Origin of the sequence: Pseudomonas sp. DWP3-1-3b3 (genome assembly GCF_049896305.1) — a bacterium.
GTDB lineage: Bacteria > Pseudomonadota > Gammaproteobacteria > Pseudomonadales > Pseudomonadaceae > Aquipseudomonas > Aquipseudomonas azotoformans_A.
This window is the reverse complement of the sequence record NZ_JAFCUA010000004.1, coordinates 578,206-598,015: the sequence shown is the minus strand read 5'-3', so window position 1 is coordinate 598,015 and position 19,810 is coordinate 578,206. Positions and strand designations below refer to the sequence as shown.

Genomic DNA, 19,810 nt, shown 5'->3' with positions numbered 1-19,810 from the left:
TCCCCTCCCCTGAAAAGGTCCGCAAAGTCCCTCGCCTGAATACACAGTGCGAGGGATTGCGGATGGATTTTCTTTTTAGTGCTTTGCCTTTTTGCGCGTCATCTGTGGGGAGTCGGCGCCGATGACCCACCCTTCCCACATTGCCCTGATTGAATTTGAGCTGGATGGTTTCCATCAGAGCCTGGTGATTTATCGCCAGCAGATGGACGCATGGTACTCGCGTGCGCTGGATTCGGTGAGCCATGGGCTGGATATGCCGTCGCTGCTGGGGATGGATCGGGTGTTGCGGGTGGGGGATTCGCAGCGGGCGGTGAGTATTGCGGATGCTGACTTTTCCACCGTGGCCCAGTGCCCGGTGGGCGGCGAACTGAAGATCGAGAGCCTGTTCGAGTCGGTGTATGACGTGCCGATCGGCAATATCCCGGTGGAGGTGATCGGGCTGGATGACGGCAGTTCCGCTGTGGTCATGCTGGATGACCAAGGCAAGGGTTCGCACCGCTGCGCGGCGGGCGGACGCTATCAAGTGCGGGTGCAGGGGGGCGTTTCTACTGAGCAAGTGGACGCGTTGTTTGCCTCTTACGCGGGGCTGACCGGTGACCTTGAGCAGTGGCTTCGGTCTGAGTGGTCGGGTTTTAAACCGCATTGGGAGCAGTCCACCGCCAGTGCGATTGGCAGCGGCGTACTGGCGGGCAGTTGGGCGGCGATTCGTGATGTGTGGGACAGCATCAAGCTCGTACAGGCGATTCTTGATGACCCATTGAATTATGTCGAACAGCTGGGCACAGAAGCGGCCAAATTGGCGCAGCTCGCCACCGATGCACCCAAGGTCATGGAACAGGCGATGCTGCTGGCCAGTGATGAGGCGGCGCTGTTCCTGATGCTGCGCACGGCGATGATCTGGCTGGACGCGTTGCCGCCCGGTGAAATGGCTGAGATGGCGACTGGCTTTGTGGTGTCGTTGCTGATTGATCTGGTGATTGGCGTGGTGTTGACCCTCGCCTTGCCAGCGGCGGGTGTGGCGTATTTGAGTCTGCGGTTGGCCAAGTATGGCGGGCGGATTCTTGAGGCGGCGGTGGGTTTTGTCAGGGGGCTTTTGGGGATCCTGACGAAGTTCATGCAGGCCGTGGATCGCTATAAGGCGGTCGCGGTTCGCGGTGTGGTTGGTGGGTTGAAGCAAGGCAGGCTGCAGATGCGCTGGAAGGCGCGGCAGAACGCAGTGCTGAAGCAGGCGGAGCATGTGGATGATGTGCCAGCTTCTGCTCGAAACCCGGCGGGGGATGCGGCGGCGTCGTCGGACAAGACGGCCACTAACGGCTGCCCAGTGTCGATGGTCACGGGTGAGGAACTGCTGACGCTCACCGACGGAACGCTGGACGGGATCTTGCCGTTTGAGTGGACCCGCTTGTACCGCACCAGTGCGGTGGAAGTGGATTGCGGGCTGGGGTTTGGCTGGGGTCACTCGCTGGCGCATCGGCTGAGTGTTTCCGGTGATTCGGTGGTGTGGACCGATCATGAAAATCGGTCGACTACCCTGCCCTTGCCCACGGTTTCTCGGCCGGCGATTACCAATAGCCTGGCCGAAGCGGCGATTTATCTGGGCGCTTTACCCGATGAATTGGTCCTGTCTCAAGGGGCACGTTTCTACCACTTCCGCGACGGTGTGCTGACGGCGATCAGCGATGTGTATGACAACCGGCTGCGCATTTTCCGTAACTACCTGGGGCAGATTGAGCGGCTGGATAACGGCGTGGGGCGCTCGCTGTTTTTGCGCTATGCGTCGGGCCGCATTGTGGCGGTGGATTACCAGATTGAGCGGGCGGTGGATGACGGTCCGTTTGTCTGGGTGACGGAGCAGAACGTTGTTTCCTACGCCTATGACAATCTTGGGCGGCTGGTTTGCGCGACCAATGCGGTAGGCGAAAGTGAGGTTTATCGGTATGACGAGCAGCACGTCATTCTTGAGCGTGGCTTGGCCGGTGGGGCGAGTTTCTTTTGGGCGTGGGAAAGGACTGGCAAGGCCGCGCGGTGTGTCCGGCATTGGGCCAGTTTCTCGCAGATGGACACGCGGTATGCCTGGGATGACAACGGCCAGGTCACGGTGTTTAACGCCGATGGCAGTCAGGAAGTCTATGTGCATGACCAGCGGGCGCGGCTGGTGCAGCGGGTGGATCCGGATGGGGCTGAGCACTTCAAATCCTACGATGAGAAAGGTCGGCTGACGGTTGAGCAGGATCCACTGGGGGCGATCACGGCGTATCAGTACGACGAAGCTGGGCGTTTGGTGGCGTTGTTTCCTGGGGGTGATGAGCCGACGACCTACGAGCATGACGATGGGTTCGTACGGGTTATGCGGCGTGGTGAAGCGGTTTGGAAATATGAGCGTAATGACCAGGGCGACGTTACGCGTAGGACCGATCCTGACGGCCATTCGACTGACTACAGCTACAACACACGCGGGCAACTGACGCAGGTTTGGCTGCCGGATCACAGCTGTCATCGGCTGCTCTGGAATGAGCGCGGGCACTTGCTTGAAGAGCAGTTGCCGAATGGCGGAATCAAGCGCTATCGCTATGACGACCTTGGACGGCAAGTTGCGCGTGAGGACGAGCATGGCGCGCTGACCCAGTATCAATGGGACGCCGCAGGCCGCTTGCTGAAATTGATTCAGCCTGGCGGTGCCACACGGGAATACAGCTACAACCCATACGGAAAAATCACCTCCGAACGCGATGAACTCGGCCAGGTCACCCGCTACGAATACGCCGACAGCCTGCACCTGATCAGTCGTCGCATCAATGCTGATGGCAGCCAGGTCAAATACCGTTACGACAACGTCAGGTTGTTGCTCACCGAGATCGAAAATGAGGTGGGTGAAACCTACCGGCTCCAGTATCACGCCAACGGCCTGATCCAACAGGAAACCGGATTTGATGGGCAGCGCACGGCTTACATCTACGACCTCAACGGCAACCTTCAGGAAAAGACCGAACACGGTGATGACGGTAGTCAACTGGTTACACGTTATGAGCGCGACTATGCCGGACGCCTCGTACGAAAAACCCTGCCCGACGGCAACTTGGTCGATTACGCCTACGACCGCCAGGGCAATCTCCTAAGCGTCGAAGACGGCCACTGGGCGCTGGCCTACGAGTACGACAGCCAAAACCGTCTCACCGCCGAACACCAAGGCTGGGGCACGCAGCGCTATGGCTACGACGCCTGCGGCCACTTGCAAAATCTACGTCTGCCGGACAACAACCGAGTGGTGTTCAACCACGACAAAGGCGGCCACCTAGCCACCGTCGAACTGAACGGTGAAACCCTGACCTCCCACCTGTTCAAAGCCGGCCAGGAACACCAGCGCCAACAAGGCCAACTGCTCAGCCATTACCACTACGACGACCAGCAACGCCTGCACGCCCACGCCATCACCCAACAGCAACATACCCTTTACCAACGCCACTACGACTACGACAAAGCCGGCAACCTCACCCGCCTGCTCGACACCCACAAAGGCGAGCACCACTACCACTACGACCCACTCAACCGCCTCACCCGCGCCGACCACTCCCAAGGCGAGCAAGAGCACTTTGCCCACGACCCGGCTGGCAATCTGCTCATGCAAGACCGCCCCGGCCCGGACATCGTGGCGGGCAATCGCCTGATGATCCAAGGCGACCACCACTACGACTATGACGCCTTCGGCAACCTCATTCGCGAACGGCGCGGCAAAGGCCACCAACTCGTCACCGAATACCGCTACGACTGCCAGCACCGGCTGATCGGGATTAAAAAGCCCAACGGCCAGACTGCCAGCTATCGCTATGATCCGTTTGGTCGTCGGATCAGCAAGACCGTTGATGGCACAACTACCGAGTTCTTCTGGCAGGGCGACAAACTCATCGCCGAACACCACGCGGATCGCCACCGCAGCTACCTATACGAGCCTGACAGCTTCAGGCCGTTGGCACTGCTGGAAGGCTTTGGTCCAAAGGAAACCAAACCCTACCACTACCAACTCGACCATCTCGGTACGCCGCAGGAAATCACCGCCCCGGATGGCGAAATCGTCTGGTCCGCGCACTATCGCGCCTACGGTGAAATCAGCCGTCTCGACATAGGACAAGTCGACAATCCGCTGCGCTTCCAGGGTCAATACTTCGATCAAGAAAGCGGACTGCACTACAACCGTCATCGCTACTACAATCCGGATATTGGTCGCTATCTGACACCGGATCCGGTGAAGCTGGCGGGCGGGATTAATACGTACCAATACGTACCCAATCCTACGGGATGGGTGGATCCACTGGGTTTGAACAGATGTCCAGGTGAAGGGGGATGCAAACCCACATCTGGCCCTCCAGAGTCTTCAGTACAAGCGCCAATTACGAAATCGGAGCCCAATCCACCGGTTCCAAATCGAGATGAGGAATACCTTTTCCGCGGAGATAAAATCCCCCCAAGCGAGGTATTTAAAAATGGGTTTAAAAGCAAAGGTAACAGCGAGGACCTATATTTGCACGCCGTTGACAGCGATGACCCGCCAAGCAACTTTATTAGTACATCGCCCCTTCGTACAGTAGGTATCACCTTTGCTACCAGCTACGGAGAGAAGAAGGGTTATTTGTACACGCTTAAAAGTATCGAGGGACATGATATAAACCTAGAACTAGGTAACCAGACACCATATCCAAAAGAAAAAGAATTTGCCATTCACCACAAAATAAGTCCCGAGGACGTTCTAGGAGCCACACCAGTCAAAGCCGATGGAAGTTATATAGGATATTCGATCCCGAACCCAAACAGGAAATAAAATGAAAACGCAAAAAATACCCGCAATAATCGGCAATCAGAAAACAGAAGTGACTGTAAAATATGACACATCGAAATCACTCATGGTTTTCTCAGAGGCTGATAATTTTAAAACCATTTACGAAGGAAGAGACATGTATGTCTGCCTCGCAAAAATCAGGGCAGACTTCCCCCACATAACATTTTTATGCAAAGGTGCTAAGTTAAATGTCAAGCCCTCAAGAATGGCATCTCAAATGAGTGCCGGTCTTGTCGCATACGAAATGACGCTAGGCAAGCAAGCAACTAACGAAAACATCGTTCACCTGTTCGATTATGAAGAGGACAACCTTACAAACAACCCACAAGAACAGATTGACTTCTTTAAAAAGTGGCTAGCATCACTAGGTGCCCAAGACTATGAAAAATTCAACTGAGTCTTTCTTCATATGAATACTCAACGTATACCACCGTCCTGTAGTGAGCGAGCTTGCTCGCGCTGGGTCGCGAAGCGGCCCCAATCCAGGCAATGGTTTTTTTAGTTACATCGGCACTGTCTGTTTTAGGGCTGCTCCGCAGCCCAGCGCAGGGTAAACCTGCTCACCACAGAGATCGAGTTCACCCAGCAATCAACGCACTCACCACCCTTCTTTGAGCATCCGCAATTCCAAATGCTGCAACAACATAATCGTCTTCCCATCCACAATCTCCCCACCCTGCACCATCCCCAGCGCCTGCTCAAACCCCAGCTCCAACACCTCGATATCCTCACCCTCCTCTTCCAAACCGCCTCCGCTCCCCACCCGATCCCTCGGCTGATACTCACCGATAAAAAAGTGAATCCGCTCCGTCACCGACCCCGGGCTCATGAACGCTGCATAGATCTTCTCCACATGCCCCACGCGATACCCGGTTTCCTCTTCCGCTTCCAGGCGAATACGTTCTTCAGGGCTGGCGTTGTCGAGCAAGCCGGCTGCCGCTTCGATCAGGTAGCCGTGGTAGTCGTTGACGAACGTCGGCATGCGAAACTGGCGGATCAGCAACACGGTGCGCTGCTCGCGGTTGTACAGCAGGATGGTCGCGCCATTGCCGCGGTCGTACACCTCGCGGGTCTGGGCTTGCCAGCTGCCGTCGCGGCGGCGCAGGTCGAAGCTGTATTTTTTCAGCAGGTACCAGTTTTCCGAGAGGGTTTCTTCGGCGGTGATGCGAACGGGGCTGTGGTCCATGCTCGGGTTTCTCAAGAAAAGGGTTGTGTTTGTTTGATGCTGTTCCAGGCAGCGGCGACTGCATCGGCGCTGCCCGCTTTGATCCGTGCCAGGTTGCGCGGGTAGTCCACCCCTGGGTTTTCGGTAAAGCGCGTGGCCGTGAATTGGCCGTTGCTGGCGCGCAGGATATAACCCGTGTCCTCGCACTGCTCAGAGGCGAGGAACAGCACACCCGGCGTCACCCAGTCGGGCTTGAGTTCGTCCGGCTCTTCGGTCACGCCCCACATGCGCGTCTTGGCGACCGGCGAGATTGCATTGACCTTGATCCCGGCCTCCACGCCCTCATGGCTCAACGCGTTCATGATCCCCAGTTGCGCCATCTTGCCCGCGCTGTAGGCTACCAGGCCGGTCTGCTCATATTGCGCATACATGGCGCGGTCGGAGGTGGTGAGGATGATGCGCGGTGCAGATGAGCGCAGCAGGTGCGGCCAGGCGTGCTTGCACAGCCATAGCGGTGCGTAGAGGTTGATGTCCATGGCGCGTTGCAGGAACGCGGCGTCGAGGTCGGCGATGGGCTGGTAACCGACCCAGCCGGCGTTGTGAATCAAGATGTCGAGTTGGCCGAAGGCCTCGATGGCGTACGCGATCAGTTGCTCGCAGCCCGCGTTCGTGGACAGGTCGCCCCCGTGGCCGATCACGTTCAAGCCGTCAGCCTGCAGGGTTTCTGCCGCTGCCTGGACCACCGAGGCATCGCTGCCTGCGCCGGCATTGTCGGCACCGATATCGCTGATCACCACCCGTGCGCCGCCTTGGGCCAAAGCCCGTGCGTAACTGAGCCCCAACCCGCGTGCACCGCCGGTGACGAGTGCAGTTTTGCCTGTGAAGTCCATGTGCTAGCTCTCCTGTTCGGGCCGCCCACCCTAACAACCTCGGCGCGCCTTGTTCAATGCTGTAATACTTTGCAAGCAATCCCCGTTGACGGCTGTCGAATTAATTCCTGCCCGATTGGACCATCTGGTAAAACCCCTGCTTCACCTTTTTCCTGGAACCTTCATGTCCTCTCGTTTCTTCTCGCGACTGAGCCTGCGCTGGTTTCCCCTGGTGTGCATGGTGTTGTTGATCGTCGGTCTGCCGGTAGGCTGTGCTGTGCTGCAACACAAGGAGCGCGAGCTGGTGTTTCGCATCGAGCCGGGCACCGCCAGTTGGTACAGCGGCTTGCCCAAGGCAGTGCAGGAATTCGAACTCAAGCCGGCCAGTTTCAAAGCCGGACAGAATATCCACGGCTGGTGGTACCCGGCGGACAAGAAAGACGCGCCCGCCATCCTCTACCTGCACGGCGTACGCTGGAACCTGACCGGGCAACTGTTTCGCATCGAGCAACTGCACGCCCTGGGTTATTCGGTACTGGCTATCGACTATCGCGGGTTCGGCCAGAGCCACGGCGAACTGCCGTCGGAAACCACCGTGTATGAAGACGCGCGCATCGCCTGGGAGCGTTTCCAGGTGTTGCAACCGGACCCGAATAAACGCCTGATCTACGGGCACTCACTCGGCGGCGCAGTGGCCATCGACCTGGCTGCCGAGTTGGGCAAGCAAACACCGCTGCCGGTGCGCGGGCTGGTGATCGAATCCACCTTCACGTCGCTGGCGGATGTGGCCACGGCGGTGGCGAACACCTCATTGCCGGTGCGCTGGTTGCTGTCGCAGAAATTCGATTCCATCGACAAGATTGCCGATATCCATATGCCGCTGCTGGTGGTGCATGGCCTGGACGATCGCTACGTACCACCGCGTTTCAGCCAGCAATTGTTTGAAGCTGCCCAGGAACCCAAGCGACTGCTGCTGGTACCCGGTGCCAGCCATAACAACAGCATGAGTCTGGCGGGTCGCAGCTATGGCCAGGCGCTGGACAAGTTGATGCAAGCGAAGATGCCGGCGCAGGTTGTCACACACTCCACAGGTCGCAGCGGCGACTCGTAAAAGCGTATTTCGGCACTGGGTTCGCGCTTGCGTGTCAAGCGCAAACCCTGCCCATGCTGGGCCAAAACAGAAGTTGATCAAATAATAACCTCTGCCGAAATCGCCAACCCTGCCGGGGCTTCGCAAAGTTATCCACAGAGATACCCACGGTTTTCGTGGACAACTCTTTTTATATTTTTACGTTTTTTTTGCTCAGGAAACCCTTTCAGGAAATGTACCGGGCAACAAAATCTCGCGATTCACATCGCGTATATCGTTATACCCACACAAGGCCATCGACACGTCCAACTCACGGGCGATGATCTCAAGCGCCTTGGTCACACCCGCCTCGCCCATGGCGCCCAGACCATACAAATGCGGGCGGCCGATCATGGTGCCCTTGGCGCCCAATGCCATTACCTTGAGCACGTCCTGGCCGGAACGAATACCACCGTCGAGCCACACCTCAATGCGCTGGCCCACCGCTTCGACAATCGCCGGTAACTGGCTGATGCTCGAAGGCGCACCGTCCAGTTGACGACCGCCGTGGTTGCTCACCACCAGTGCGTCGGCACCGGCATTCGCAGCCAGGCGTGCATCTTCCACATCGAGGATGCCCTTGATGATCAACTTGCCGCCCCAGCACTTCTTGATCCATTCCACATCGTCCCAACTCAGGCGCGGGTCGAATTGCTGGGCAGTCCAGGACGACAGCGAACTCATGTCCGCTACGCCTTTCACGTGCCCGACGATGTTGCCGAAACCCCGGCGTTTAGTGCCGAGCATGCCCATCACCCAGCGTGGCTTGGTCGCCATGTTGAGGATATTCGGCAAGGTCAGTTTCGGTGGCGCCGACAGGCCATTGATCAAATCCTTGTGGCGCTGGCCGAGGATCTGCAGGTCGAGGGTCAGCACCAGGGCATCCACACCGGCAGCCTTGGCGCGCTCGATCAACTGTTCGATAAAGGCGCGGTCGCGCATCACATAGAGCTGGAACCAGAACGGCTGGCCGACGTGCTCGGCAATGTCTTCCAGGGAGCAGATACTCATGGTCGACAAGGTGTAGCGCAGGCCAAATGCAGCGGCGGCGCGCGCGGTCAGAATCTCGCCATCGGCGTGCTGCATACCGGCCAATCCGGTAGGTGCCAGTGCCACCGGCATGGCCATCTCCTGGCCGATCATGGTGGCGCGGATCGAGCGTTCATCAATGTTGCGCGCCACGCGCTGGCGGAACTTGATGCTGGCAAAATCGCTTTCATTTGCCCGGTAGGTGCTCTCAGTCCAGGAGCCAGAGTCGGCGTAGTCGTAGAACATCCGTGGGACACGTTTTTGCGCGAGCTTGCGTAAATCTTCGATGGTTGTGATCAACGGCATCTAGGTCACCTCTCCCTGAACTGAATGCTGAGAGTAACCGCCCATCGGCTGCGCAACCAGCCATTGCGTTTAGATAGCAGCACGGCTAATCTCGCACAAACCCGCAAAAAAGCGCACAAACATGCACAACACTCATCAAGACATCGACCTGCCTTCTTTGCGCAAACAGAAGATCCTGTTGCTGCTGGAGCGCGACGGCAAAGTCACCGCCTCGGAACTGGTGGAACACTTTGCCGTGTCCCAGGACACCATCCGCCGCGACCTCGGCGAACTCGCCGCTGCCGGGCTGTTGCAACGCGTCCACGGTGGCGCCCTGCCCCGGCCCAAGGACACCGGAAAAGACTTTTTCACCCGCGTCGGCGAGACCAATGAGGCCAAGCGTCACCTCGCCCGGCTGGCGGCAGACCGTGTGGAAGAGGGGCAAATAGTACTGTTCGATTCCGGCTCGACCACGCTGCAGATTGCCCAGTCATTGCCGCGCTCGATCCGCCTGACAGTGGTCACGACATCACCGATGATAGCCATCGCTTTGGCCGACCATCCTGACGTGAAAGTGATCCTCACGGGCGGCCAGCTCAACCCGGCGACGCTGTCCACCAGCGGCCATGAAACCGTGCGCATGATCCAGGGCATCAAGGCCGACCTGCTGTTTACCGGCGTCTGCGCGCTGCATCCGCAAGTGGGCATCAGCTCACTGCATTTTGATGAAGTGGCGGTCAAGCAGGCACTGCTCGACAGCGCCTCCCATGTGGTGGCGGTGACCATGGCCGACAAACTCGGTGCCGTGGAGCCTTTTGTGGTGGCACCGTGCAGTCGCATTCACACGTTGATCACGGAGTGGCATGTGCCGAGTGTGGAGGCGTATGAGCAGCTGGGGTTGGAAGTGTTGCGGGTAGAGGTCTAGAAACCACGCAAATTAATTTAAACCTTTGCCCCACCCATCGGATCAACTCTCTCATACCCCATCCATCAGGAGAGACTCGATCATGCGTTCAGACCTTAACGGCAAGAACATTCTGGTCATCACCTCCAACACCGGTATCGAGCGCGATGAACTGCTCAAGCCCCTGGAAGCCTTACGTGAATTTGGCGCAACGGTAACCCATGGTTCCAGCAAAGGCGGCACCACCCAGACCTTCGTCGGCGATACCGAAAAGGACACAACAGTTGAATCCGATGCGAAGCTGTCCGAGCTGTCGGGGAGTGATTTCGATGCATTGGTGATTCCCGGCGGCACCGTCAACGCGGACACATTGCGCCAGGATGCAGCGGCGCAGAAGTTGATCAATGAGTTCGTCAAGGCAGGTAAAACCGTCGCGGCGATCTGTCATGGGCCATGGGCGCTGATCGATGCCGGCGTGATCAAGGGCAAGACCCTGACCTCTTACAAAAGCGTGCGTATCGACCTGGAAAATGCCGGTGCTGCTGGCTGGGTCGATGCCGAGATCAAGGAATGCCGGGCCAACGGTTGGACCTTGATTACCTCGCGCACACCAGATGATCTACCGGCCTTCAATCATGCGATTGCCAAGGCAGTGGCGGGCTGACTCGCCACTGGCAGAATGCAAACAGGCGCCTCAAAGGCGCCTGTTTTTTTCGTTCATGCCTCAGCTTTTGCGGTGTTCCGGCATCTCACGCTTGGGCCCGAACATCGCCCAGGCAATCAAGCCGAAGAGCGGTACAAAAATCAGAATCACCAGCCACAAGCCCTTGCTCTCCCACCCCCCGGTGCTGCGCAGTACTGTATTGATCGCCCACAATTCCAACAGCAACAGAATCACTGCCAAGCCGATCCAGATATATTGAATTTCCATGCTTCACCTCCTAGGTCGTATGCATTAGGTCAAGCATCGGCCTTGAGGGTTCATTAAAAATTGCGCGAAGGGCCGCTCGTCGCTCCGGCACCCGGCGTACAAAACTTTGATTTCCCGCAGGCACTCCCAATTAAGCAAGGCCAAACCTCCATGCGATAGGGGATTGAGTCATGAAGACCAGAACGTCCCGAAGGATTTTGCTTATCGTCAGCCTGTCAGCCCTGTTGACCGGCCCCGCCCTCGCCGCCTTTGGCGACAACACCAACGCGCCTGCGGCCAACGCCCTGCCGCCAGGCACTTACTCCAGCAGCCAGTCCGACAGCGACAAGAAACCCAAGGACACCGACAAGCAGCCACCCAAGCCGGCTGACAGCCGTAAGGACACCAAGGAAAAGCCCCGCTCAGGCAGTTGACGACTCATCCGTCACCGGCGGCTCAGGCGCAAGCCCCCAGTCGCCGTGTTCGTACCAGTCATCACCGAGCATCTCAGCCGGGTGCATGGTGCGGTCGGCACCGTTGCCGCAAGCCAGGTCGGCCGCACCGCAGTAGCGGTCGCAGCCCCAGCAGATACGTTCGGGGTGTTTGGGGTGCAACGGAAAAGGCTTGGCCATGGCTGTGCTCCTTACTCCGGACAGAGCCCCCACCCTACTGCTGACGCACGGCTGTGGACTTGACTGAAATCAAACCCACAGTCCGCACTGTTTCGGCGCCCGCTGCAGGCTAAACCTTGAACCGCGCCACCGTCTGGTGCAGGGCCCCCGCCATGCCCGCCAGGTCATGTCCCGCCGTCTCGGTATGCAACGCCCCTTGCAGCACCTGCTGCGACAAGTTGCGAATGCCCACTAGGTTGCGATCCACTTCGCGCGCCACCAGGGCCTGTTCCTCGGTGGCGCTGGCGATCATCATGTTGCGCTCGTTGATCTGCGAAATGGACCGGGTGATCTCATCCAAGGCTTCTCCCGAACGCTGCGCCACGCCCAGGGTCGCCTGTACGCGCTCGCTGCTGCTGTGCATCGCCGCAACGGCATGCTCGGTGTCCTGGCGTATATTGCCAATCATCTGCTCGATCTCCTGGGTCGAGGCCTGGGTGCGATGGGCCAGCGCGCGCACCTCATCGGCGACCACCGCAAAGCCGCGTCCGGCATCGCCGGCACGGGCCGCTTCGATGGCGGCATTGAGGGCCAGCAGGTTGGTCTGGTCGGCAATGCTGCGGATCACTTCCAGCACGCTACTGATGTCTTGCACGCGGCCCGCCAGTTGCTGGATGCGCTCGGAGGTTTCTACGACGCCGGTGGCCAAGGTGTTGATCGACGCCACGGTTTCCTGCACCTGGGCACGGCCGCGCTGGGCGGTCTGTTCCGACAGGCGCGAGGCCTCGCTGGTGCTCACGGCGTTGCGCGCGACTTCATCCACGGCAGCGGTCATTTCATTCACCGCCGTGGCGGCTTGTTCGATCTCATGGCCCTGGGACTGCAAGCTGCTGCTGGTCTGGCTGCTGACCGCGCTGAGTTCCTCGGAGGAACTGGCCACGCCGTCCACCGACGCCGCAATATGGCGCACCATCTGGTTTAGGTTCTGCTGCATCTGGTGCAGGTTGCGCATCACACTGCCTTCGGCGCTGTTGCCCACCGGCACGTCGATGGTCAGGTCGCCCTGGGCGATATGGCTCAACACGCGCGCGGCTTCATCCGGCTCGCCGCCCAAAGGACGGATCACGCTGCGGGTGACGATCACGGCGGCGGTCACCACCAACGCCACGCACAGCAAAAGCAGCCCGATCATGTTGCGTCGGGCGTCGTCGTACAGCGCCTGCGCGGCCTGCTCACGCTCGGCGAACAAACGCCCCTGCATGGCCATCAACGCGTCCAGGCTCTTGAACACTTCAAGCTCTGCCGGCACCACCCGCTGCTTGAGCTGGGCCAGGCCCTGCTCGCGGGCGCCTTGCTTGATCAGCGCTTGCACTTGCGTGAACGCCGCCACATAGGTTTCACGATGGGCCTTCAATGTCGCGTAGGCCGCCTTGCCTTCGGCAGTATCGAGCAGCGGCTCCAGGGTCGCGAACGCCTGGGTAATGCGTTGCCGGGTGGTGCCGATGGCGTCCTGGGCCTGCTGGTTATCCTGGTCGATCAGCAGGTCGCGGGTGTTGCGGCCGTTATCGCGCACGCCGGTGGCGATCACCATGATCGGCGCGATTTTCGGCCAGTCCTGCTGCACAATCTGTTGGGATTGTTGCTTGAGGGTTGCCAGGTCGTGCAAGGCATAGAACACCAAACCGACCAGGGCCAGCGGCGCAATCGCGAAACCGATGACAATGCGTTGTGCCGTGGTTAACTGCTTCATTCTGAACATTCCTTGATGAAAACCTGCCCACCATGGGCAGCATCGATAAAAACCGGCTGAGGGTGCGGGTCACCCTCGCAATACAAAAGCGGGAAACAACTCGCGCAGACGGCCCCACAGCTCCGGCAATGCGGCCTGTGCCGGGGCACTCGGCAGTTGCGTATCGAGCATGCTGGCGGTGCGGACCATCTGCACGGCAAAGCGCTGCACACCACGGGCTTGCAAACGTTGGGCCAGGAGCAACAGGCGCGGTGGGTCGATCAGGTGCCAATGCACGGTGGTGCGGCATTCATACTCCACGCCGCTGGCAAGCAAGGTGTCGAGGCTGCGCCAGTTGGCGGCGCCGCTGTCTTTGACCTGGGTGATCGACTGGCAGTCTTCGGCCAGGGCCTTGACATCAAACCCGACCCAGTCGGCATGGCGCAAGGCATGGGCAAACCCTGCCGGCTTGATCCCCGCGCTGTGCAGGCCGATGTGAAAACCCATCGTGCGCACTTCATCCATCGCCGCCGGCAAGCCTTCCTGCAAGGTCGGTTCACCGCCGCTGAACACCACGGCGTCGAGCAAGTCGCGGCGCCGTTGCAGAAACAGCAACACCCGGCGCCAATCCACCTGGGTGCTGGCGCGCGGTGGGATCAGGTCCGGGTTGTGGCAGTAACGACAACGCCAGGCGCAGCCCTGGCAGAACAGCACACAGGCGAGCATGCCGGGGTAGTCGAGAGTGGTCAGGGGCACCAGGCCCCCGACCTGTAGCGCTCGACTCATTGGCGCCCGGCCGCAGCGGCCGTTTCAGTGAAGTGCACACGCTCCTTGTGCTCGGATTGCTTGCCGGGGTTGAACGCCGACACCGGCCGGTGGTAGCCCATCACCCGGGTCCAGACTTCGCAGCGCTGGCGTTGTGGCTGGGAGGTTTGCATGGTGAATCTCCTTGAGGGTTGAAAGGTCCGCTTAGCTGGCCAGGGCCAACACTTCATCGCACTTGGGGCAGAACTCATGTTCACCGGCCAGGTAGCCATGCACCGGGCAGATCGAAAACGTCGGCGTCACCGTCAAGTACGGCAAGCGGAAACGCCCCAGCGCCTTGCGCACCAGTTGCTTGCAGGCCTGGGTCGAGGAAATCTGCTCGGCCATGTACAGGTGCAACACGGTGCCGCCGGTGTATTTGCATTGCAGTTCATCTTGCAGTTCCAGGGCTTCGAAGGGGTCTTGGGTAAAGCCCACCGGCAGCTGCGAGGAATTGGTGTAGTACGGCGCGACGTCGCTGCCCGCTTGCAGGATGTCTGGGTAGTGCTTGCGGTCTTCCTTGGCAAAGCGGTAGGTGGTGCCTTCGGCCGGGGTGGCTTCGAGGTTGTAGAGGTGGCCGGTGTCTTCCTGGAAGCGCAGCAACGTGGCGCGTACATGGTCGAGCAGCTTGAGGGCAAAGGCGCGGCCCTGTTCGGTGTGCATGCCCTCCTCGTCACCGCTGAAATTGCGCAGCATCTCGTGCATCCCATTAAGGCCGATGGTGGAGAAGTGATTGCGCAGCGTGCCCAGGTAGCGCTTGGTGTAGGGATATAAACCGGCATCCATGTGGTGCTGGATCACCTTGCGCTTGACCTCCAGGCTCTCCATGGCCATTTCCATCAGGCTGTCCAGGCGTTGCAGCAGGCCTGAGGTGTCGCCCTTGAACAGGTAACCCAGGCGTGCGCAGTTGATCGTCACCACACCCAGTGAGCCGGTCTGCTCCGCCGAACCGAACAACCCGCCACCGCGTTTGAGCAATTCACGCACGTCCAGCTGCAGGCGGCAGCACATCGAGCGCACCTGGTTGGGTTGCATATCGGAATTGAGGAAGTTCTGGAAATACGGCAAACCGTAACGCGCCGTCATCTCGAACAGGCGGTCGGCGTTGTCGCTGTCCCAGGGAAAATCATGGGTGATGTTGTAGGTGGGAATCGGAAAGGTGAACACCCGGCCCTTGGCGTCCCCGGCCTGCATCACTTCGATGTAGGCGCGGTTGATCAGCTCCATTTCCGCTTGCAGGTCGCCATAGGCAAAGGGCATTTCTTCACCGCCGATCACCGGCACCTGCTCACGCAGATCTTGCGGGCAGACCCAGTCGAAGGTCAGGTTGGTAAACGGCGTCTGCGTGCCCCAGCGCGACGGCACGTTGAGGTTGTAGATGAACTCCTGCACGGCCTGGCGCACTTCGGGATAGCTCAGTTGATCCTTGCGCACATAGGGTGCGAGATAGGTGTCGAAAGAGCTGAACGCCTGGGCGCCGGCCCATTCGTTTTGCAGGGTTCCGAGGAAATTGACCATCTGGCCCAAGGCACTGCTCAAGTGTTTGGGTGGCGCGGCTTCGACCCGGCCCGGCACACCGTTGAGGCCTTCGTGCAAGAGCGAACGCAGGGACCAGCCGGCGCAGTAGCCGGCGAGCATGTCCAGGTCATGGATATGCAGATCCGCCTCGCGATGGGCGCGACCGATCTGCTCGCTGTAGACCTCGTCGAGCCAATAGTTGGCGGTGACTTTGCCGGCCACGTTCAGCACCAGTCCACCCAGGGAATAACCCTGGTTGGCGTTGGCTTGCACGCGCCAGTCTTCGCGGTCGAGGTATTCGTTCATCGAGGTGGCGACCTCCACCAGGGTTTTGCGGTTGCGGCGCAGGCGGCCGTGTTGTTCGCGGTAGACGATGTAGGCGCGCATTGACTGGAAGTGGCCGGCGTCCATCAGTACGCGTTCGACGTTGTCCTGGACTTGTTCGACGTCCAGGGGATTGATGCTGCTTAGGCGTGCCAGGACTGCGCTCAGTAGCAGGTCGGCCTCGGTGGTTGGGTATTCGGCGGTGGCGGTGCCGGCGGCGATCAGGGCTTGGCGGATTTTTTCGGCGTTGAAGGGGGCCAGGGTGCCGTCGCGTTTTTGGAGGTGGGTGCTGGTGAGCGGGGTTAGCGTGGTTTGCATTGGGGGGCTCCAGACACTACATATAGGTATTTTTTTCTTGGCTAGCACAATATGCAGTGAGATTACGGAGATTGGGTTGCAGCGCTATTGATCGGGGTCAAGGTTTTTTGATCGTGTACATATGTACCCAGCCCACTATCACCCCCCACTCATACTCATAAACCGCACCACCTGCACCTCCCCCGCCCCAGTAAAATCATGCCGCACCGGCTTCCCCTGCAATGCCTTATGCAATGCCTCAATCAAAGGCCCATCATCCTGCGGATACCGCCTGAGCAACCCACGAAAATCCAGCGCATCATCCTGCCCGAGACACAACAAAAGCTGTCCCTCCACCGTCATCCTCACCCGGTTACAACTCCCACAAAAATTCTGTGAATTGGGCGAGATAAACCCGATACGCGTGTCGGGATAACGCGCCAACCGCACATACCGCGCCGGCCCCCCGCTACTCTCTGCAGTGTCGAGCAAGACATGCTCACGCGCGATCACCCCACGTACTTCATCACTGGCACAAAACGCCTCCCCCCGCGAACGCCCCACATCCCCCAAAGGCATTTCCTCGATAAAACTGATATCGATCCCCTGCTCAATCGCATACCGAACCAACCCCGACACCTCATCAAAATTGCGCCCCTTCATCACCACACAATTAAGCTTGACCCGCTCAAACCCCGCATCCCGCGCCGCCTCGATCCCCTCCAGCACCTGGCGCAAATCACCGTTACGCGTGATCGCCCGAAACCGCTCGGGATCCAGACTGTCGAGGCTGATATTCATGCGCTTGACCCCCGCCTTCACCAACGGCCGCGCCAGGCGCGCCAACTGCGAGCCATTGCTGGTCATCACCAGCTCACGCAAGCCCGGCAGCGCCGCAATGTTGCGGCACAAATCCACAATGCCTGGACGGATCAACGGCTCACCACCCGTCAGGCGAATCTTGCGCACGCCTTGGCCCACAAACAGCCGGGCCAGGCGTTCCAGCTCTTCCAGGCTCAACACCTGCTGGCGCGGCAGGAAGGTCATGGTTTTCGCCATGCAGTACACACAGCGAAAATCACATCGGTCGGTCACCGACAGACGCAGGTAATCGATTGAACGGCCGAGTCCATCCACCAGGCTCATGTCACTGCACCAACGGCGAGTCGGCGCCTTGCAGCGCAAGGCCACGGATGTCCGCCGCGCCGATCAGGGTTTGCAGGTATTGCACCAACGCCTTTTGCCACACGCCCTGTTGCAACTGGGTGCGAATCGCGCCCGCCACGGCTTCGTAGGGCAACGGCTGGCCTTCGATGCGCTGGTCGACGCTGATCACGTGCCAGCCGTAACGGCTTTCCAAGGGCTTGTCGGCCAGGCCGGGCGCCAGGGTGAATAACTGGCGCTCCAGTTCCGGCACGGTCTGGCCCTTGCTGATCTGGCCCAGTGAACCGCCCTGGGCCTTGGACGGGCATGCCGAATACTTGAGAGCCAGTTCGGCGAAGCTGCCTGGGGCCTGCGCCAGGCTCATCTGCAGGATTTCGGCCTGCACATGAGCCATCTGCCGGGCCTCGGCATCGTCCGGCGCGCATTCGAGCAGTATGTGCCGCACCGCCAGCAATGGCGCGCTGTGGAAACGCCCACGGTTGCTGTCGAAATAATGCCGACAAGTCGCCTCGTCGCACTGCGGCACGGTAATCTCGCGCTCCAGTAACAAACGCGTGGCGGCTTCTTCTTCGTTCTCGCCGGGGGCGATGTCCACCGCCAGGCCCAGCTCAGTGATGCGCTGTTGCAGCAACTCGCGAATCACCAGTGCGCGGGCGGCCAGGTACACCGCCGCTTCGCGGCTTTCGGCCGGGTGGTATTGCAGCTCCAGGGCCATCGCCTCGGGCGTGATCGACACGCCGTTGACGCTGACAATGGGCCATTCCTGTTCACTGCTGGCAATCAATTCAGGCTGGGTCATTACGCGCTCCTCACGACTTCTGCCGCACGATTTGATAACGACGGCCCAGGTACCAGATCGGTGCGCTGACCATGTGCACCAGGCGGGTAAACGGGAACAACACGAACAGCGTCAGGCCCAGTGCCACGTGGGACTTGTAGATCAACGATACCGGCGCGATCGACTCCGCCGCCTGCACCGGCCGCAGCAACACCACGTTCTGCGCCCAGTCGGCGAGCATCACCATCACCGAGCCGTCCATATGCCCAGTCGAGGCGACAATGGTCAGCAGCCCGAGCAGCAACTGCGCAAGCAGCACCAGCAGGATCAGGATGTCCGACGCACTCGACGTGGCACGTACACGTGGGTCGCTCAGGCGACGCTTGACCAGCATCAGCAAGCCCACCAGGCACAGCAGACCGAAAAATCCGCCGGAGACCATCGCCAGCAGTTGCTTGTTTTCAGTGCTGATCACGTGGTGGTACACCGACGCCGGGGTCAGCAAACCGACAAAATGCCCGGCCAGCACAAACAGCACGCCGATATGGAAAAGGTTGCTCGCCACGCGCATGCCACGGTTGGCCAGCATCTGGCTGGAGCCGGCCTTCCAGGTGTACTGCGACAGGTCGAACCGCGCCCAACTGCCCAACAGGCAGGTCGCCAGGGCCACATAGGGGTACACCCCGAATACCAGCAAATTCCACTTAGACATTACCCACCTCCCCGGCAGGCAACGCGGCCCGCCCTTCTTGCTGAAAATCCACCCAGTGCAACGGCACGGCGCTTTCTTCCCGCGCTTTACCCGGTGCGCTCGGTAGCGCACCGCAGCGGTCCTGCTGTTCGGCCTGCATAAAGTCCACGGCCTCCTCTTCCCATATCTTATCGAGGGCTTCGAGGGAGTCATCACGCGATTCCGCAGCCACCTGGGCGCGCACCTCGGCCACGGCCTGGTGCGGCTCGGCGCCGGCGATTTGCAGCAGTGCCCGGAAGCAACTGGCGTAGGCGCTTTCACGCTCTTCCAGGCGCGCCGCGAGCAACGCCAGCAGGTGCGCTACGTCCGCCAGGCCCTCGCGGGCCTCGATGTCTTCGCGGGTAGAGAGGAACTCCAGATACAACGGGATAAAGTCCGGCAGCTCCTTGACGCCGATGGCAAAACCGGCTGCCTCGTACTGGGCCATCATGTCGACCATCGCCTGGCCACGGTCGCGGGACTCCCCGTGCACGTGCTCGAACAACAACAGCGACAGTGAACGCCCACGGCCGAACAACGCGCCGTAGTGTTCCTGGCCATCCATCAGGTCATTGGCGCAGATCAGTTCCAGCAGTTCGAACAAGGCGCCACGTTGCTTGGGGCTGATTTCCCGAGATTCGATAATCGCCTGCTCCAGCTCATCGCGACCGCACACCAAGCGCTCAGTGGGATAGTCCAGCAGCAGCGAGATCACTTTAAGAATGCGCATGGC

The 19,810-nt window shown here is 59.8% G+C and carries 19 protein-coding genes; 6 read left to right on the top strand and 13 right to left on the bottom strand.

Features of this window, described 5'->3' with window-relative positions; translation table 11 throughout:
* Positions 1 to 121 precede the first annotated feature (121 nt).
* Both ACP7BX_RS16190 and ACP7BX_RS16185 read left to right on the top strand, forming a co-directional pair.
* Positions 122 to 4,813: an RHS repeat-associated core domain-containing protein gene (locus ACP7BX_RS16190; RefSeq protein ID WP_426197805.1), complete on the top strand. Its 4,692-nt coding sequence runs from the start codon at positions 122 to 124 to the stop codon at positions 4,811 to 4,813.
* A gap of 1 nt (position 4,814) precedes the next feature.
* Entirely contained in the window at positions 4,815 to 5,228 is a 414-nt protein-coding gene (locus ACP7BX_RS16185; RefSeq protein WP_038846883.1) for a hypothetical protein, read from the top strand.
* 201 nt (positions 5,229 to 5,429) lie between these two features.
* Here the strand turns inward: ACP7BX_RS16185 and ACP7BX_RS16180 are convergent, their stop codons facing one another.
* On the bottom strand, positions 5,430 to 6,017 hold the full coding sequence (locus ACP7BX_RS16180) for an NUDIX domain-containing protein (protein WP_426160812.1): 588 nt from the start codon (positions 6,015 to 6,017) through the stop codon (positions 5,430 to 5,432).
* An 11-nt stretch (positions 6,018 to 6,028) separates the two neighbouring features.
* Positions 6,029 to 6,886 (bottom strand): SDR family NAD(P)-dependent oxidoreductase, encoded by an 858-nt coding sequence (locus ACP7BX_RS16175; RefSeq protein ID WP_426160813.1) that lies wholly within the window; start codon positions 6,884 to 6,886, stop codon positions 6,029 to 6,031.
* 163 nt (positions 6,887 to 7,049) lie between these two features.
* Here ACP7BX_RS16175 and ACP7BX_RS16170 point away from each other — a divergent pair, with 163 nt between their 5' ends.
* Positions 7,050 to 7,976: an alpha/beta hydrolase gene (locus ACP7BX_RS16170; RefSeq protein ID WP_426160814.1), complete on the top strand. Its 927-nt coding sequence runs from the start codon at positions 7,050 to 7,052 to the stop codon at positions 7,974 to 7,976.
* A gap of 192 nt (positions 7,977 to 8,168) precedes the next feature.
* Here the strand turns inward: ACP7BX_RS16170 and ACP7BX_RS16165 are convergent, their stop codons facing one another.
* Positions 8,169 to 9,329, bottom strand: a complete 1,161-nt coding sequence (locus ACP7BX_RS16165; protein WP_426161267.1) for an alpha-hydroxy acid oxidase — start codon at positions 9,327 to 9,329, stop codon at positions 8,169 to 8,171.
* A 121-nt stretch (positions 9,330 to 9,450) separates the two neighbouring features.
* On the opposite strand from ACP7BX_RS16165, the gene ACP7BX_RS16160 reads away from it, so the two are divergent.
* Together ACP7BX_RS16160 and ACP7BX_RS16155 are read left to right on the top strand one after the other, a co-directional pair.
* The gene (locus tag ACP7BX_RS16160; protein ID WP_314528014.1) at positions 9,451 to 10,233 is read left to right on the top strand and encodes a DeoR/GlpR family DNA-binding transcription regulator; all 783 of its coding nucleotides are present in this window, start codon (positions 9,451 to 9,453) and stop codon (positions 10,231 to 10,233) included.
* 82 nt (positions 10,234 to 10,315) lie between these two features.
* Positions 10,316 to 10,876, top strand: a complete 561-nt coding sequence (locus tag ACP7BX_RS16155; RefSeq protein WP_426160816.1) for a type 1 glutamine amidotransferase domain-containing protein — start codon at positions 10,316 to 10,318, stop codon at positions 10,874 to 10,876.
* A 60-nt stretch (positions 10,877 to 10,936) separates the two neighbouring features.
* Here the strand turns inward: ACP7BX_RS16155 and ACP7BX_RS16150 are convergent, their stop codons facing one another.
* Positions 10,937 to 11,143: a PLDc N-terminal domain-containing protein gene (locus tag ACP7BX_RS16150; protein WP_033901872.1), complete on the bottom strand. Its 207-nt coding sequence runs from the start codon at positions 11,141 to 11,143 to the stop codon at positions 10,937 to 10,939.
* 170 nt (positions 11,144 to 11,313) lie between these two features.
* Here ACP7BX_RS16150 and ACP7BX_RS16145 point away from each other — a divergent pair, with 170 nt between their 5' ends.
* Positions 11,314 to 11,556 (top strand): hypothetical protein, encoded by a 243-nt coding sequence (locus tag ACP7BX_RS16145; protein ID WP_426160817.1) that lies wholly within the window; start codon positions 11,314 to 11,316, stop codon positions 11,554 to 11,556.
* On the opposite strand, the gene ACP7BX_RS16140 is transcribed toward ACP7BX_RS16145, so the two are convergent.
* The 9 genes from ACP7BX_RS16140 to narJ all read right to left on the bottom strand — a co-directional run bounded on the left by ACP7BX_RS16140 (position 11,545) and on the right by narJ (position 19,807).
* On the bottom strand, positions 11,545 to 11,754 hold the full coding sequence (locus ACP7BX_RS16140; protein WP_033901870.1) for a DUF3079 domain-containing protein: 210 nt from the start codon (positions 11,752 to 11,754) through the stop codon (positions 11,545 to 11,547). The two genes, ACP7BX_RS16145 and ACP7BX_RS16140, sit on opposite strands and share 12 nt — an antisense overlap.
* Positions 11,755 to 11,863: 109 nt before the next feature.
* Positions 11,864 to 13,483: a methyl-accepting chemotaxis protein gene (locus tag ACP7BX_RS16135; RefSeq protein WP_426161268.1), complete on the bottom strand. Its 1,620-nt coding sequence runs from the start codon at positions 13,481 to 13,483 to the stop codon at positions 11,864 to 11,866.
* Between the two features lie 69 nt (positions 13,484 to 13,552).
* On the bottom strand, positions 13,553 to 14,248 hold the full coding sequence (locus tag ACP7BX_RS16130) for an anaerobic ribonucleoside-triphosphate reductase activating protein (RefSeq protein ID WP_426160701.1): 696 nt from the start codon (positions 14,246 to 14,248) through the stop codon (positions 13,553 to 13,555).
* Positions 14,245 to 14,400, bottom strand: coding sequence for an anaerobic ribonucleoside-triphosphate reductase (gene nrdD / locus ACP7BX_RS16125; protein ID WP_269130922.1), 156 nt, complete (start codon positions 14,398 to 14,400; stop codon positions 14,245 to 14,247). Before nrdD ends, ACP7BX_RS16130 begins: the two co-directional genes overlap by 4 nt.
* Before the next feature lie 31 nt (positions 14,401 to 14,431).
* Entirely contained in the window at positions 14,432 to 16,426 is a 1,995-nt protein-coding gene (locus tag ACP7BX_RS16120) for a ribonucleoside triphosphate reductase (RefSeq protein WP_426160700.1), read from the bottom strand.
* A 138-nt stretch (positions 16,427 to 16,564) separates the two neighbouring features.
* Positions 16,565 to 17,551, bottom strand: coding sequence for a GTP 3',8-cyclase MoaA (moaA, locus tag ACP7BX_RS16115; RefSeq protein ID WP_426161269.1), 987 nt, complete (start codon positions 17,549 to 17,551; stop codon positions 16,565 to 16,567).
* Between the two features lies 1 nt (position 17,552).
* Complete coding sequence (locus tag ACP7BX_RS16110; protein WP_269130925.1) at positions 17,553 to 18,368, bottom strand: peptidylprolyl isomerase; 816 nt, start codon at positions 18,366 to 18,368, stop codon at positions 17,553 to 17,555.
* A gap of 10 nt (positions 18,369 to 18,378) precedes the next feature.
* Positions 18,379 to 19,059 (bottom strand): respiratory nitrate reductase subunit gamma, encoded by a 681-nt coding sequence (gene narI / locus ACP7BX_RS16105; protein WP_426160698.1) that lies wholly within the window; start codon positions 19,057 to 19,059, stop codon positions 18,379 to 18,381.
* On the bottom strand, positions 19,052 to 19,807 hold the full coding sequence (gene narJ, locus ACP7BX_RS16100) for a nitrate reductase molybdenum cofactor assembly chaperone (protein WP_426160697.1): 756 nt from the start codon (positions 19,805 to 19,807) through the stop codon (positions 19,052 to 19,054). Before narJ ends, narI begins: the two co-directional genes overlap by 8 nt.
* Positions 19,808 to 19,810 lie beyond the last annotated feature (3 nt).